The organism is Pseudomonas sp. MYb327, from assembly GCF_040438925.1.
Taxonomy (GTDB): Bacteria; Pseudomonadota; Gammaproteobacteria; order Pseudomonadales; family Pseudomonadaceae; genus Aquipseudomonas.
On record NZ_CP159258.1, the window covers coordinates 768,357 to 783,561 of the forward strand.

The 15,205-nt window shown below is 57.9% G+C and carries 13 protein-coding genes; 11 read left to right on the plus strand and 2 right to left on the minus strand.

Features of this window, described 5'->3' with window-relative positions; genetic code table 11:
* Positions 1-29 precede the first annotated feature (29 nt).
* Positions 30-398 carry a hypothetical protein gene (locus ABVN21_RS03495; RefSeq protein WP_339556644.1) on the plus strand — a complete coding sequence of 123 codons (369 nt, stop codon included), beginning with the start codon at positions 30-32 and terminating at the stop codon, positions 396-398.
* A gap of 118 nt (positions 399-516) precedes the next feature.
* Here ABVN21_RS03495 and ABVN21_RS03500 read toward each other — a convergent pair whose 3' ends face one another.
* Positions 517-2,112, minus strand: a complete 1,596-nt coding sequence (locus ABVN21_RS03500) for a beta (1-6) glucans synthase (protein WP_339556643.1) — start codon at positions 2,110-2,112, stop codon at positions 517-519.
* Positions 2,113-2,146: 34 nt separating this feature from the next.
* Between ABVN21_RS03500 and ABVN21_RS03505 the strand changes: the two genes are divergently transcribed.
* The 4 genes from ABVN21_RS03505 (at position 2,147) to ABVN21_RS03520 (ending at position 5,472) form a co-directional block, all read left to right on the plus strand.
* Positions 2,147-2,368, plus strand: a complete 222-nt coding sequence (locus ABVN21_RS03505) for a hypothetical protein (RefSeq protein ID WP_339556642.1) — start codon at positions 2,147-2,149, stop codon at positions 2,366-2,368.
* 45 nt (positions 2,369-2,413) lie between these two features.
* Positions 2,414-3,265: a glycine betaine ABC transporter substrate-binding protein gene (locus ABVN21_RS03510; RefSeq protein ID WP_339556641.1), complete on the plus strand. Its 852-nt coding sequence runs from the start codon at positions 2,414-2,416 to the stop codon at positions 3,263-3,265.
* Positions 3,266-3,505: 240 nt separating this feature from the next.
* Positions 3,506-3,817 (plus strand): DUF485 domain-containing protein, encoded by a 312-nt coding sequence (locus ABVN21_RS03515; protein ID WP_008061165.1) that lies wholly within the window; start codon positions 3,506-3,508, stop codon positions 3,815-3,817.
* Positions 3,814-5,472 (plus strand): cation acetate symporter, encoded by a 1,659-nt coding sequence (locus tag ABVN21_RS03520; protein WP_339556640.1) that lies wholly within the window; start codon positions 3,814-3,816, stop codon positions 5,470-5,472. Before ABVN21_RS03515 ends, ABVN21_RS03520 begins: the two co-directional genes overlap by 4 nt.
* A 406-nt stretch (positions 5,473-5,878) precedes the next feature.
* Here ABVN21_RS03520 and gltA read toward each other — a convergent pair whose 3' ends face one another.
* Positions 5,879-7,168: a citrate synthase gene (gene gltA, locus ABVN21_RS03525; protein ID WP_017337241.1), complete on the minus strand. Its 1,290-nt coding sequence runs from the start codon at positions 7,166-7,168 to the stop codon at positions 5,879-5,881.
* Positions 7,169-7,531: 363 nt separating this feature from the next.
* On the opposite strand from gltA, the gene sdhC reads away from it, so the two are divergent.
* The 6 genes from sdhC (at position 7,532) to odhB (ending at position 15,119) form a co-directional block, all read left to right on the plus strand.
* Positions 7,532-7,906, plus strand: a complete 375-nt coding sequence (gene sdhC / locus ABVN21_RS03530; RefSeq protein WP_016773673.1) for a succinate dehydrogenase, cytochrome b556 subunit — start codon at positions 7,532-7,534, stop codon at positions 7,904-7,906.
* Positions 7,900-8,268 (plus strand): succinate dehydrogenase, hydrophobic membrane anchor protein, encoded by a 369-nt coding sequence (sdhD, locus tag ABVN21_RS03535; protein WP_034146346.1) that lies wholly within the window; start codon positions 7,900-7,902, stop codon positions 8,266-8,268. Before sdhC ends, sdhD begins: the two co-directional genes overlap by 7 nt.
* Before the next feature lie 3 nt (positions 8,269-8,271).
* Entirely contained in the window at positions 8,272-10,044 is a 1,773-nt protein-coding gene (sdhA, locus tag ABVN21_RS03540) for a succinate dehydrogenase flavoprotein subunit (protein WP_339556639.1), read from the plus strand.
* Positions 10,045-10,055: 11 nt separating this feature from the next.
* Complete coding sequence (locus ABVN21_RS03545; protein ID WP_008063297.1) at positions 10,056-10,760, plus strand: succinate dehydrogenase iron-sulfur subunit; 705 nt, start codon at positions 10,056-10,058, stop codon at positions 10,758-10,760.
* Between the two features lie 264 nt (positions 10,761-11,024).
* Complete coding sequence (locus tag ABVN21_RS03550) at positions 11,025-13,856, plus strand: 2-oxoglutarate dehydrogenase E1 component (RefSeq protein WP_339556638.1); 2,832 nt, start codon at positions 11,025-11,027, stop codon at positions 13,854-13,856.
* 42 nt (positions 13,857-13,898) lie between these two features.
* The gene (gene odhB, locus ABVN21_RS03555) at positions 13,899-15,119 is read left to right on the plus strand and encodes a 2-oxoglutarate dehydrogenase complex dihydrolipoyllysine-residue succinyltransferase (RefSeq protein ID WP_131107454.1); all 1,221 of its coding nucleotides are present in this window, start codon (positions 13,899-13,901) and stop codon (positions 15,117-15,119) included.
* Positions 15,120-15,205 lie beyond the last annotated feature (86 nt).

The window sequence follows — 15,205 nt, forward strand, 5'->3', positions numbered from 1 at the left end:
CCGCCGTTTTTCGCTTTTTGGAGTGCTCCATGTCCCGCCGTTTGCCCGTGATTCTGCTGCTCGTTTTGCTGCCGTTATGGCTGGCCGCCAGTTATGGCGCGCGTTATGGCTTCATGGAAGATGCGCAGTGGGTCGGCATCTGCGTAGATGACGCAAGTCGCTGGGAATGTCAGGTGCGCTCGAACCTGGGGCTGATGATTCACTTCCAGGTGTTGGGCTGGGGTGCGTTGGCGGCTGCCGTGATCGGCTTTTTGCTGCCGGGCCGGGCAGGGTGGTGGCTGGCGGTGTTGGCGCTGGTGTTCGGGTTTCCGGCGCTGGCGTTGTATAACACGACGATGGCAGTGTTTGCGGTAGTGATTGCGGGGTTGCGGTTGGTCAGGGCGCCTCGTAGCGCCTGATAGTCAGCTTTCGCGAGCAGGCTCGCACATTTGATCTACGTCGCACAGGGATTGCGTTCACTGAAGATCTACTGTGGAGCGAGCCTGCTCGCGATGGGCCATTAACTTCGCTGAACGGTTAAGCCTTGCGAATTCGAAGGCAGCGCCACAACGCAACAACCATCAATACACTCACCAGCGCCCATCCCCAGGCCTGCTGATTCTGCAAACCTTCACGAAACAGCTGCGGCGCAACGCTGGCGCCGATGATGAAGGTCAACAGGGCGATCTCCCGGCGCGGCACACTCACCGGACGGCACAGGTAAACGAGCGCTGGCACGATGAACGCGACGCTCGGGAAGCTACGGTAACGCGGGTCGAATACCAGCTCCAGCATCGTCACCGCTGCGGCAAAACCTGCCACTGCGAGGATCCAGCCCGCTCGACGCTCCAGCACGTTGAATGCCCATCCACGCCAACCGGTACGAGGGCTCAACGTCAGCGCTGCATGGGCCAGTACCAACACATTCAACGCGGTCAGCAATGCGACCCACAGCCACTCACTAGCAAAACGTGTGGTAACCCGTGCCAGATCGCCCCATGCACCGATCGAGCAAGCGGCCAGTGCGCCCAGCAGTGGCAGCACCAGCGCAGCGCGAGTGCTGCGTACACGTCCACCGAGAATCAGTGTGCCAAGGAAGATAAACCCGCCAACCACCAGCCACTGCGACCAGTACGGCACGTTCGACACCGGGCCGGCCAGCACGCCCTTGTCCTGACGATCGGCATCGAACAGCCCCCAGTAACCACCGACCGCACCCTCGCTGGCGCGTTTCCACGGTTGGTCGAAGGCTTCGATGAGGTTGTAGTGCCAGCCTTGCTGTTCGGCCATGGCGACAAAACCGCGAATGAATTTCGCTTCATTGACCCGACTCGGCAGCGCCGTTTCACGCTGGCGGCCTTCGCTCGGCCAGCCGGTTTCACCAATCATCACGTCCTTGGGCGCGAATTTATTACCGAACACTTGGCGCACTTCGGCCACATGATGCAGCGCGGCGTCGATGTTCGACGGATCATCTTCCCAGTACGGCAGCAAATGGATGGTCAGGAAATCCACGGCCGGTGCGATTTCCGGATGCTTGAGCCAAAACTCCCAGACGTCGGCATAAGTGACAGGTTGTTTGACCTGGCTTTTGACTTTGTTAATGAGCTTCGCCAGTTGCGCGCCAGTAACTTCCTTGCGCAACAGGGTTTCGTTGCCGACGATGACGGCGGTGACCACATCCGGGTTGGCGTTGGCCGAGGCGATCAGCAGGTCCACTTCCTTCTCAGTGTCCACCGGGTTGCTGTTGACCCAGGAACCAATCATCAGCTTCAAGCCGTGCTTACGCGCCAGTTCAGGCAGCGCGCCGAGGCCGGTCATAGAGTAAGTGCGGATGCACTCGAAGCTTTTGGACAGCAACGCAAGATCGGCGTCCATGCGCTCGGGACGCAAATTGAACGGTACGTCGAACGGCGACTGGTCCTTGTCGAACGGAGTGTAAGAGGCGCATTGCAACTTGTGCGTCGCGCTGGCGGCGTCCGGCAGAATCACCGGTTTACCGAGGCCGTACCAAAAGCCGCCGAGGGCAAACAGCCCCAGCAGGCAGGCGAATAGATAAGCAAAAAAAGGGAAGCGGGACGTCGCGGGCATGGTCAGGCCGTCTGGGAGCAAAGCGGCGCATGTTACCTGCATTTGCCCCGCGCTTGGTGCCTTGCATGATTTTGACATGCAAAGTTCGGGCGGATCGGCCGGTGCGTTGGCGCTGTCGCTGACTCATGGCGTTCTGATGTCGTTTCTCGATGCCTTGAGGTCGTTGGCAGAGCAGGTCTCCATGGGCGTCAGGTTGATTATCGGAGGCGTCAGTACCCTCGTTGATATCGCGCTGATGATCGATCGAGTTTGCGGGTGGGGCGCGATGGGGGCGCTGTGCACCATAACTATACGTTGACGCGACTCGGCATCCGTCGAGCGCAGCACTTTCGGGGAAGTAACGATGAAGATGCGACGACTTTTAGGCGCAGGTGCCGCTCTGGTGCTTGCGATTGGCTCCACATTCGCCAATGCCGAAAACAAAACCCTGAGCATCGGTTACGTTGACGGCTGGTCCGACAGCGTGGCGACCACTCATGTGGCCGCTGAAGTAATCAAGCAGAAGCTGGGTTATGACGTGAAGCTGCAAGCCGTCGCCACCGGGATCATGTGGCAGGGCGTGGCTACCGGCAAACTCGACGCCATGCTGTCGGCCTGGCTGCCGGTGACCCACGGCGATTACTGGGCCAAGAACAAGGATCAGGTCGTCGACTACGGCCCGAATTTCAAGGATGCCAAGATCGGCTTGATCGTTCCGGATTACGTGAAGGCCAAGTCGCTTGAAGACCTGAAAACCGACGACAGCTTCAAGAAACGCATTGTCGGCATCGACGCCGGTTCAGGCGTAATGCTCAAGACCGAGCAGGCAATCAAGGATTACGACCTGACCGGTTATCAACTCAAGGCCAGTTCCGGCGCCGGCATGATTGCCGAGCTGACCCGTGCCGAGAAGAAAAACGAATCCATTGCTGTCACCGGTTGGGTGCCGCACTGGATGTTCGCCAAGTGGAAGCTGCGCTTCCTCGAAGACCCGAAAGGCGTATATGGCGCGGCTGAAACCGTGAACAGCATCGGTAGCAAAGAGCTGGCGACCAAGGCACCGGAAGTGGCCAAGTTCCTGAAGAACTTCCAGTGGGCTTCCAAAGACGAAATCGGCGAGGTCATGCTGGCGATCCAGGAAGGCGCCAAGCCTGATGCAGCGGCGAAGGATTGGGTAGCCAAACACCCGGAGCGCGTGGCTGACTGGATCAAGTAATTACATAGAGCACGCTTGACCCTGTGGGAGCGAGCCTGCTCGCGAAGCGGTCTGTCAGTTGACCAAGATGTCGACTGACCTGACGGCTTCGCGAGCAGGCTCGCTCCCGCATTTATTTATTCTTGCTGGATTTTGGCAAATACGTCATGTCGTTCTAATACTAAGGTCGTCTGGAACCTGCCCCGCAGCCGCATACAGTGGATACGTTCCAACTAAATCTGTGCTGCGAGGATAAAAACAATGAACGACAGCATTTACCTCTCGATTCAAAACAGCCCGCGCTTCAAGGAGCTGGTTAGCAAGAGGGAACGATTCGCCTGGATTCTTTCGGCGATCATGCTAGGGCTTTACTCCGGATTCATCCTTTTGATTGCTTACGGGCCGCATGTACTGGGGGCGAAAATCAGCCCTGAGTCATCGATTACCTGGGGCATTCCGATCGGTGTCGGGCTGATTGTTTCGGCTTTCATACTGACCGGTATTTACGTGCGACGCGCCAATGGCGAGTTCGACGACCTGAACAATGCGATTCTCAAGGAGGCTCAGCAATGATCCGGCGTCTAATGGCTCTTCTGAGCATCGCAGCCTTCGCACCGGGCGCCTGGGCGGCTGACGCCCTGACCGGCGCCGTACAGAAACAACCGCTCAACGTGTCCGCGATTCTGATGTTCGTCGCATTCGTTGGCGCGACCCTGTGCATCACCTATTGGGCGTCCAAGAAAAACAAGTCGGCCTCCGACTACTATGCGGCGGGCGGCAAGATCACCGGTTTCCAGAACGGTCTGGCGATTGCCGGTGACTATATGTCCGCGGCGTCCTTCCTGGGTATTTCCGCGCTGGTGTTCACCTCTGGCTACGATGGCCTGATCTACTCGATCGGCTTCCTGGTGGGCTGGCCGATCATTCTGTTCCTGATCGCTGAGCGCCTGCGTAACCTGGGTAAATACACCTTTGCCGACGTGGCGTCCTATCGCCTCGGGCAAACCCAGATCCGCTCGCTGTCCGCTTGCGGTTCGCTGGTGGTGGTGGCGTTCTACCTGATCGCGCAAATGGTTGGTGCGGGTAAGCTGATCCAGTTGCTGTTCGGTCTCGACTACCACGTAGCGGTGATCCTGGTCGGTATCCTCATGTGCATGTACGTGCTCTTCGGCGGCATGCTGGCAACCACCTGGGTACAGATCATCAAGGCTGTCCTGCTGCTGTCCGGCGCTTCGTTCATGGCGCTGATGGTGATGAAGCACGTCAACTTCGACTTCAACATGCTGTTCTCCGAGGCGATCAAGGTTCACCCGAAAGGTGAAGCGATCATGAGCCCGGGCGGTCTGGTGAAAGATCCGATCTCGGCGTTCTCCCTGGGTCTGGCGCTGATGTTCGGTACCGCTGGCCTGCCGCACATTCTGATGCGCTTCTTCACCGTAAGTGACGCAAAAGAAGCTCGCAAGAGCGTGCTGTACGCAACCGGCTTCATTGGTTACTTCTATATCCTGACCTTCATCATCGGCTTCGGCGCGATTCTGCTGGTCAGCACCAACCCGGCTTTCAAAGATGCGGCTGGCGCGCTGTTGGGCGGTAACAACATGGCGGCGGTGCACCTGGCCAACGCGGTCGGTGGCAGTATCTTCCTGGGCTTCATCTCGGCGGTAGCGTTCGCGACCATCCTGGCGGTGGTTGCCGGTCTGACCCTGGCCGGTGCTTCGGCGGTGTCCCACGACCTGTACGCCAGCGTGATCAAGAAGGGCAAGGCTAACGAGAAGGACGAGATTCGCGTCTCGAAAATCACCACCATCGCTCTGGCGGTGTTGGCGATCGGCCTGGGCATCCTGTTCGAAAGCCAGAACATCGCGTTCATGGTGGGCCTGGCATTCTCCATCGCGGCGAGCTGCAACTTCCCGGTTCTGCTGCTTTCCATGTACTGGAAAAAGTTGACCACTCGCGGTGCGATGATCGGTGGCTGGATGGGGTTGATCAGTGCTGTGGGCCTGATGATCCTTGGCCCAACCATCTGGGTGCAGATCCTGCATCACGAGAAGGCTATCTTCCCGTATGAGTACCCGGCGCTGTTCTCGATGATCATTGCTTTTGTCGGGATCTGGTTCTTCTCGGTAACTGACAAGTCCACTGCTGCGGACAATGAGCGGGCGCTGTTCTTCCCGCAATTCGTTCGCTCGCAGACAGGTCTGGGTGCCAGTGGGGCGGTTTCGCACTAAGGCTTCGGATTTGGTTATGTAAATTGCGGTAAACAGAAATGCCCTGGTCGAGAGACCGGGGCATTTTTTTTGTTCGCTGATCGCCCTGTATCTGAAAAGGGTGTGGCGCGGCGATCCGAATTGGCCGTGAAGGTGGCCTGGCGGCCTACTTGCGATTACGGATGTACCCAATCCCTGTAGGAGCTGGCCTGCCAGCGATGGCGGTGTGTCAGGTGGCGCATGAACGCCTGAAGCGACGCAATCGCTGGCAGTTCAGCTCCTACAGGGGAAATGCGTACAAGCTCCCGACCATGTTGGCCGATAGGCCGCCTCGCGGTGTTTCGAGAGGTCAGGCACAAACAAAAACGGCCTCTATATAAATAGAGGCCGTTTCCGATGCAACCCAGACGTTATCGCAAGACAAGTCTTACTTGCGGTCTTCCAGCTTGGTGATGTCGCGCGACTCGTAGCCGGTGTACAGCTGGCGAGGACGGCCAATCTTGTAAGGGCTGGAGAGCATTTCTTTCCAGTGGGAGATCCAGCCAACGGTCCGCGCCAGGGCGAAGATCACGGTGAACATGCTGGTTGGAATGCCGATCGCCTTGAGGATGATCCCCGAGTAGAAGTCGACGTTCGGGTACAGCGAGCGTTCGATGAAGTACGGGTCGGTCAGGGCGATCTCTTCCAGGCGCATGGCCAGTTCGAGTTGCGGATCGTTGTTGATGCCCAGTTCTTTCAGTACTTCGTCGCAGGTCTGCTTCATGACCGTTGCGCGCGGATCGCGGTTTTTATAAACGCGGTGACCGAAGCCCATCAGTTTGAACGGATCGTTCTTGTCCTTGGCCTTGGCGATGTACTTGTCGATGTTGGAAACATCGCCAATTTCATCGAGCATGGTCAGAACGGCTTCGTTCGCGCCGCCGTGGGCAGGGCCCCACAGTGCAGCGATGCCGGCGGCGATACAGGCGAACGGGTTGGCACCCGAAGAGCCCGCCAGACGAACGGTTGAAGTCGATGCGTTCTGCTCGTGGTCGGCGTGGAGGATGAAAATCCGGTCCATGGCCTTGGCGAGCACCGGGCTGATCGGTTTGATCTCGCACGGCGTGTTGAACATCATGTGCAGGAAGTTTTCCGCGTACGTCAGGTCGTTGCGCGGGTACATCATGGGTTGGCCCATGGAGTACTTGTAAACCATCGCTGCCAGGGTCGGCATCTTGGCAACCAGGCGGATCGCGGAGATTTCGCGATGCTGCGGGTTATTGATGTCGAGGGAGTCGTGGTAAAAGGCCGAGAGGGCACCGACTACGCCGCACATGACGGCCATCGGGTGGGCGTCGCGACGGAAGCCGTTGAAGAAGGTCTTCAACTGCTCGTGAACCATGGTGTGGTTTTTCACGGTGCTGACGAACTGGGCCTTCTGCTCTGCGGTCGGCAATTCGCCGTTGAGCAGCAGATAGCAGGTTTCCAGATAGTCCGACTTTTCAGCCAGCTGTTCGATCGGGTAACCGCGGTGCAACAAGATGCCGTTGTCACCGTCAATATAGGTGATCTTCGACTCGCAGGAAGCGGTCGACATGAAACCAGGGTCAAAGGTGAAGCGGCCCGTGGCCGTCAGACCCCGAACATCGATAACATCGGGACCAACGGTGCCGGTTAAAATGGGCAGCTCGACGGGGGCTGCGCCCTCGATGATCAACTGCGCTTTTTTGTCAGCCATGTGGCCTCCTATTTATGCTTGAAATCATCAGACAGACCCCCCACGCAGGGCCCGCACCACTATAGTGAGATAAATTCGAATGTCAATTTGCCTAAAGTCTTGCTCCAGAAGGCTTTAACCGCACTTTTTTCTCGAAATTGCCTGCCGTTTACGCCTTTTATGTCAGTTGTGCAATCAGCTGTTTGGGTGAGGTCTTTGCGTTGTCATTAGTAGCCTAACTGTCTATACTCGGCAGCCGACCGCCAAGGGCTTTTGGGCTTGCTTTATTGGGGGTCGCCTCCCTGGGTGGTGGTTACCTGACCAGTGCACTCCCCAACAACTTTGCCCTGATTGTTAGGGGCTCTTCAGTGTGAAAAAAAAGCCGTGAAAAGCCAACGACCTGTAAACCTAGACCTAAGGACCATCAAACTCCCAGTCACTGCTTACACGTCCATTCTTCACCGTATCTCCGGTGTCATCCTCTTCGTGTGCCTTGCCATCATGCTTTACGCATTGGACAAGTCGCTGAGCTCCGAGGAAGGCTTCGGTCAGGTGAAAGCGTGTCTGACCAGTCCGCTAGCCAAGCTAGTGATTTGGGGCATCCTGTCCGCTCTGCTGTATCACTTGGTTGCCGGTGTGCGCCACTTGATCATGGACATGGGCATCGGTGAGACGCTGGAAGGCGGCAAGCTGGGCTCGAAAATCGTTATCGCCGTTTCCGTGGTGGTAATCGTTCTGGCAGGAGTTTGGATATGGTAACTAACGTCACGAACCTGTCGCGTTCGGGCCTCTATGACTGGATGGCGCAACGTGTGTCTGCGGTCGTTCTCGCGGCTTACTTCATTTTCCTGATCGGATACGTCGTGGCCCATCCTGGCCTCGAGTACGCCCAATGGCATGAACTGTTCGCCAATAACTGGATGCGTATCTTCAGTCTCCTGGCCCTCGTTGCCCTCGGCGCTCACGCCTGGGTCGGCATGTGGACCATCGCGACCGACTACCTGACGCCAATGGCGTTCGGCAAGTCCGCGACTGCTATACGTTTCCTTTTCCAGGCAGTATGCGGCGTTGCGATGTTCGCTTACTTCGTCTGGGGTGTGCAGATTCTCTGGGGTATCTGAGTCATGGCTAACATTCCAACGATTTCTTTCGACGCCATCATCATTGGTGGTGGCGGTGCCGGCATGCGCGCTGCGCTGCAACTGGCACAAGGCGGTCACAAGACTGCCGTAATCACCAAGGTATTCCCGACTCGTTCGCACACCGTATCGGCACAGGGTGGCATCACCTGCGCGATCGCGTCCGCTGACCCGAACGATGACTGGCGCTGGCATATGTACGATACCGTCAAGGGTTCCGACTACATCGGTGACCAGGACGCTATCGAATACATGTGTCAGGAAGGCCCGGCCGCAGTTTTCGAGCTGGACCACATGGGTCTGCCGTTCTCCCGTACTGAAACCGGTCGTATCTACCAGCGTCCGTTCGGCGGTCAGTCCAAGGACTACGGCAAGGGCGGCCAGGCTGCTCGTACTTGCGCCGCGTCCGACCGTACCGGTCACGCGCTGTTGCATACCCTTTATCAGGGCAACCTGAAAGCCGGCACCACGTTCCTGAACGAGTACTACGCTGTTGACCTGGTAAAGAACGGTCAAGGCGAGTTCGTCGGCGTGATCGCGATCTGCATCGAAACCGGCGAAACCACCTACATCCGTGCCAAGGCTACCGTTCTGGCAACCGGCGGTGCAGGTCGTATCTACGCGTCCACCACCAACGCCCTGATCAACACCGGTGACGGCGTCGGCATGGCTCTGCGTGCTGGCGTTCCGGTACAAGACATTGAAATGTGGCAGTTCCACCCGACCGGCATCGCCGGCGCCGGTGTACTGGTTACTGAAGGTTGCCGTGGTGAAGGTGGTTACCTGATCAACAAGCACGGCGAGCGTTTCATGGAGCGTTATGCTCCGAACGCGAAAGACCTGGCTGGTCGTGACGTTGTTGCCCGTTCGATGGTTAAAGAAATCATCGCCGGTAACGGCTGTGGCCCTAATGGCGACCACGTAATGCTGAAACTCGACCATTTGGGCGAGGAAGTGTTGCACAGCCGTCTGCCAGGCATCTGCGAACTGTCGAAAACGTTTGCTCACGTTGACCCGGTTGTTGCTCCGGTTCCGGTTGTTCCAACCTGCCACTATATGATGGGCGGCGTTGCCACCAACATTCACGGCCAGGCGATCACTCAGGACGCCGAAGGCGTGGACACCATCATCCCAGGCCTGTTCGCTGTAGGCGAAGTGGCTTGCGTATCGGTTCACGGTGCCAACCGTCTGGGTGGCAACTCGCTGCTCGACCTGGTGGTCTTCGGCCGTGCTGCCGGCCTGCACCTGGAAAAGGCGCTGACCGACGGTATCGAATACGACGACGCCACCGACGCCGATATCACTGCTGCATTGGCTCGTCTGTCCGCTCTGAACGAGCGTACCGATGGCGAAGACGTGGCAACCCTGCGTCGCGAACTGCAAAACTGCATGCAGAACTACTTCGGTGTATTCCGTACCGGCGAATACATGCAGAAGGGTATTGCCCAGCTGGCCGATCTGCGCAAGCGCATCGCCAACGTCAAGATCAACGACAAGTCGCAGGCGTTCAACACTGCGCGTATCGAAGCTCTGGAACTGCAGAACCTGCTGGAAGTGGCCGAAGCTACCGCCATCGCTGCCGAAGTACGTAAAGAGTCCCGCGGCGCTCACGCCCGTGAAGACTTCGAAGATCGTGACGACGAAAACTGGCTGTGCCACACCCTGTTCTTCCCGGGTGAGAAACGCGTCGCCAAGCGTGCCGTGAACTTCTCGCCGAAGACGGTTCCGACTTTTGAACCTAAGATTCGGACTTATTAAGGGTGGCCGCCATGTTGCAAGTCAGTGTTTATCGTTACAACCCTGATCAGGACGCTGCGCCGTTCATGCAGGAATTCCAGGTTGATACCGGTGGTAAAGACCTGATGGTGCTGGATGTGCTGGCCCTGATCAAAGAGCAGGACGAAGGTTTCTCCTATCGTCGCTCTTGCCGTGAAGGTGTTTGCGGTTCCGACGGCATGAACATCAACGGAAAAAACGGCCTGGCGTGCGTTACGCCGCTGTCTGCCGTTGTAAAAGGTAACAAGTTGATCGTTCGTCCTCTGCCAGGTTTGCCGGTTATCCGTGACCTGGTCGTCGATATGAGCATCTTCTACAAGCAATACGAGAAGGTTAAGCCTTACCTGCAGAACGATACTCCGGCTCCGGCCATCGAGCGTCTGCAGTCCCCGGAAGAGCGTGAAAAGCTCGACGGTCTGTACGAGTGCATCCTGTGTGCTTGCTGCTCGACCTCTTGCCCGTCCTTCTGGTGGAACCCGGACAAATTCCTGGGTCCAGCTGCACTGCTGCAAGCGTACCGCTTCCTGGCAGACAGCCGTGATACCAAGACGTCCGAGCGTCTGGCTTCGCTGGATGACCCGTTCAGCGTATTCCGCTGCCGCGGGATCATGAACTGCGTCAACGTATGTCCGAAGGGCCTGAACCCGACTAAGGCCATCGGTCACATCCGTAACATGCTGCTCTCGAGCGGCGTGTGATTCAGCTGCTGTTGTAAGTGTTGTACCGCTGTACCCGTAGAGGCTAAGGCGCGGGCTTCAACCCGCGCCATAGCTATAACCAGAGCAGCAGCTTAAAAGGCGGCGGCTCTTATTTTGAAGAAATGAGACAAGCAGGGGCATCCGGGCTGGTACCCGGACTATCAGTGTGATCCTAGTGGCTTGTTTTGGTCGCTGCATTCGGACTTCTGCAAGTTTGCTCGGTGTCGACACCGGTGGTGTTCCCCTAACCGAGGGTGACCAAGCATGCAAGAAAGCGTGATGCAGCGCATGTGGAACAGCGCCTACCTTTCCGGTAGTAACGCTGCCTATGTGGAAGAGCTCTACGAGCTCTACCTGCACGACCCTAACGCTGTGCCAGAAGAGTGGCGCACCTACTTCCAGAAGTTGCCTGCTGACGGCAACTCTGCCACCGATGTTTCGCACTCCACAATTCGCGATCATTTCGTCTTGCTGGCAAAGAACCAGCGCCGCGCCCAACCGGTTTCCGCCGGCAGCGTGAGCAGTGAGCACGAGAAGAAGCAAGTTGAAGTGCTGCGATTGATCCAGGCCTACCGTATGCGTGGCCACCAGGCAGCCCAGCTTGACCCGCTGGGGCTGTGGCAGCGTCCTGCACCTGCAGACCTGTCGATCAATCATTACGGCTTGACCAATGCCGATCTTGATACGACCTTCCGTGCCGGCGACCTGTTCATCGGCAAAGAGGAAGCGAGCCTACGCGAAATTCACGAAGCGTTGCAGCAGACATATTGCCGCACCATCGGCGCTGAATTTACGCACATCACCGATTCCGAGCAGCGCCAGTGGTTCCAGCAGCGTCTGGAAAGCGTGCGCGGCCGTCCGACGTACTCGGCCGACATCAAGGGTCACCTGCTCGAGCGCGTCACTGCCGGTGAAGGCCTGGAAAAATACCTGGGTACCAAATACCCGGGCACCAAGCGTTTCGGTCTGGAAGGCGGCGAGAGCCTGATTCCGATGCTCGACGAATTGATCCAGCGTTCCGGTTCCTACGGCACCAAGGAAATCGTCATCGGCATGGCCCACCGTGGCCGTCTGAACGTGCTGGTCAATACCTTCGGCAAGAACCCGCGCGAGCTGTTCGACGAGTTCGAAGGCAAGAAGAAGGTCGAGCTGGGTTCCGGTGACGTTAAATACCACCAGGGCTTCTCGTCCAACGTCATGACCACCGGCGGTGAAGTTCACCTGGCCATGGCCTTCAACCCGTCCCACCTGGAAATCGTATCTCCAGTGGTCGAGGGTTCGGTTCGCGCCCGTCAGGATCGTCGTAACGACCCGACCGGTGAGAAAGTCCTGCCGATCTCCATCCACGGTGACGCGGCATTCGCCGGTCAAGGCGTGGTGATGGAAACCTTCCAGATGTCGCAAACCCGTGGTTTCAAGACCGGCGGTACCGTGCACATCGTGATCAACAACCAGGTCGGTTTCACCATCAGCAACCCGCTGGACTCGCGCTCCACCGAGTACGCGACCGACGTTGCGAAAATGATCCAAGCGCCGATCCTCCATGTGAATGGCGATGATCCGGAAGCCGTATTGTTCGTGACCCAGCTGGCCATCGACTACCGCATGCAGTTCAAGCGTGACGTGGTGATCGACCTGGTCTGCTACCGTCGTCGCGGCCACAACGAGGCCGACGAGCCAAGTGGCACCCAGCCTCTGATGTATCAGCAGATCACCAAACAGCGCACCACCCGTGAGCTGTATGCCGATCGTCTGACCCAGAGCGGTGTCATCGACGCAGAGCGTGTTCAGGCGAAAGTCGACGAATATCGCAACGCGTTGGACAACGGTCTGCACGTAGTAAAAAGCCTGGTCAAAGAGCCGAACAAAGAGTTGTTCGTGGACTGGCGTCCGTATCTGGGCCACGCCTGGACTGCGCGTCACGACACTCGTTTCGACCTCAAGACCTTGCAGGAACTGTCCGCCAAGCTGCTGGAAATCCCGGAAGGCTTCGTGGTTCAGCGCCAGGTCTCGAAAATCTACGAAGACCGTCAGAAGATGCAAGCCGGCGGCCTGCCGATCAACTGGGGTTACGCCGAAACCATGGCGTACGCGACCCTGGCGTTCGAAGGTCACCCGATCCGCATGACCGGCCAGGACATCGGCCGCGGTACGTTCTCGCACCGTCATGCCGTGTTGCACAACCAGAAAGACGCGGGCACCTACATCCCGTTGCAGAACCTGTACGACGGTCAGCCACGTTTCGACCTGTACGACTCGTTCCTGTCCGAAGAAGCGGTACTGGCGTTCGAGTACGGTTATTCGACCACCACGCCTGATGCGCTGGTTATCTGGGAAGCCCAGTTCGGCGACTTCGCCAACGGCGCCCAGGTCGTTATTGACCAGTTCATCACCAGTGGCGAGCACAAGTGGGGCCGTCTCTGCGGTCTGACCATGCTGCTGCCGCACGGTTATGAAGGTCAGGGTCCGGAGCACTCGTCGGCTCGTCTCGAGCGTTACCTGCAACTGTGCGCCGAGCACAACATTCAGGTAGCCGTACCGACCACGCCGGCTCAGATTTATCACTTGCTGCGCCGTCAGGTGATTCGCCCACTGCGCAAGCCATTGATCGTTCTGACTCCGAAGTCGCTGCTGCGTCATAAACTGGCCATTTCGACCCTGGAAGATCTGGCCGAAGGTTCGTTCCAGACCGTGATCCCGGAAATCGATGCTCAAGACCCGTCCAAGGTCGAGCGCGTTGTTCTGTGTAGTGGCAAGGTCTACTACGACCTGCTGGAAAAACGCCGTGCCGAAGGTCGTGATGACATCGCCATCGTGCGTATCGAGCAGCTGTACCCATTCCCTGAGGACGACTTGAAAGAAGTCCTGGCTCCTTATACCAACGTCAAGCATGCCGTTTGGTGTCAGGAAGAGCCGATGAACCAGGGTGCGTGGTACTGCAGCCAACACCACATGCGTCGCAGCATCAGCAACCTCGACAAGTCTCTCGTACTCGAGTACGCGGGCCGTGAGGCTTCTGCTGCACCCGCATGCGGTTATGCATCGATGCACGCTGAGCAGCAGGAAAAACTGCTGCAAGACGCCTTTACTGTTTAACGCCTTCGCGCACCTGAAACCGAATTTAAGGACCCACAGATAATGGCTATCGAAATCAAAGCCCCCACTTTCCCGGAATCGGTTGCCGACGGCACCGTTGCCACCTGGCACAAACAACCGGGCGACGCTGTAAAGCGTGATGACCTGATCGTCGACATCGAAACCGACAAGGTTGTGCTGGAAGTGTTGGCCACTGCTGACGGCGTGCTGGGCGCTATCGTCAAGAACGAAGGCGACACCGTTCTGTCCGACGAAGTCCTGGGCTCCATCGAAGCCGGCGGCGCTGCTGCTGCCCCGGCTGCCGCTGCTGCTCCGGCCGCTGCACAAGCTGCTGCTCCAGCTGCCGAAGGCGAAGACGATCCTGTTGCTGCACCGGCTGCTCGCAAGCTGGCTGAAGAAAACGGCATCAACATCGCTTCCGTTGCCGGCACTGGCAAAGGCGGTCGTGTGACCAAGGAAGACGTGGTTGCAGCGGTTGCTGCCAAGAAAGCCGCTCCGGCTGCCGCGCCTGCCAAGGCTGCTGCTCCTTCGGCCGCCGCTCCTGTGTTCGCCGCTGGCGACCGCATCGAGAAGCGCGTACCGATGACCCGCGTTCGCGCCACTGTGGCCAAGCGTCTGGTTGAAGCTCAATCGAACATGGCAATGCTGACCACTTTCAACGAAGTCGACATGACCGAAGTCATGGCCCTGCGTTCGAAGTACAAGGACCTGTTCGAGAAGTCCCACAATGGCGTACGCCTGGGCTTCATGTCGTTCTTCGTGAAAGCGGCCACCGAAGCGCTGAAACGCTTCCCGGCTGTCAACGCCTCGATCGACGGCGGCGACATCGTTTACCACGGCTACGCTGACGTCGGCGTTGCAGTTTCCAGCGATCGCGGCCTGGTCGTACCGGTTCTGCGTAACGCCGAACTGATGAGCCTGGCTGAAATCGAAGGCGGCATCGCCACCTTCGGCAAGAAAGCCCGCGACGGTAAGCTGTCGATGGACGAAATGACCGGTGGTACTTTCACCATCACCAACGGTGGTACTTTCGGTTCGATGATGTCGACCCCGATCGTCAACCCGCCGCAAGCCGCTATCCTGGGCATGCACAACATTCTGCAGCGTCCTATGGCGATCAACGGTCAGGTCGTTATCCGTCCGATGATGTACCTGGCTCTGTCCTACGATCACCGTCTGATCGATGGCAAAGAAGCTGTGACCTTCCTGGTGACCATCAAGAACCTGCTGGAAGACCCGGCTCGTCTGTTGCTGGATATCTGATAGAAGCAGTCGCGAGCTGCAAGCTTCAAGCTGCCAGTAAAGGCAGTTTGGCTTGTGGCTTGCGGCTTCAAGCTTTTCGCTAAAGA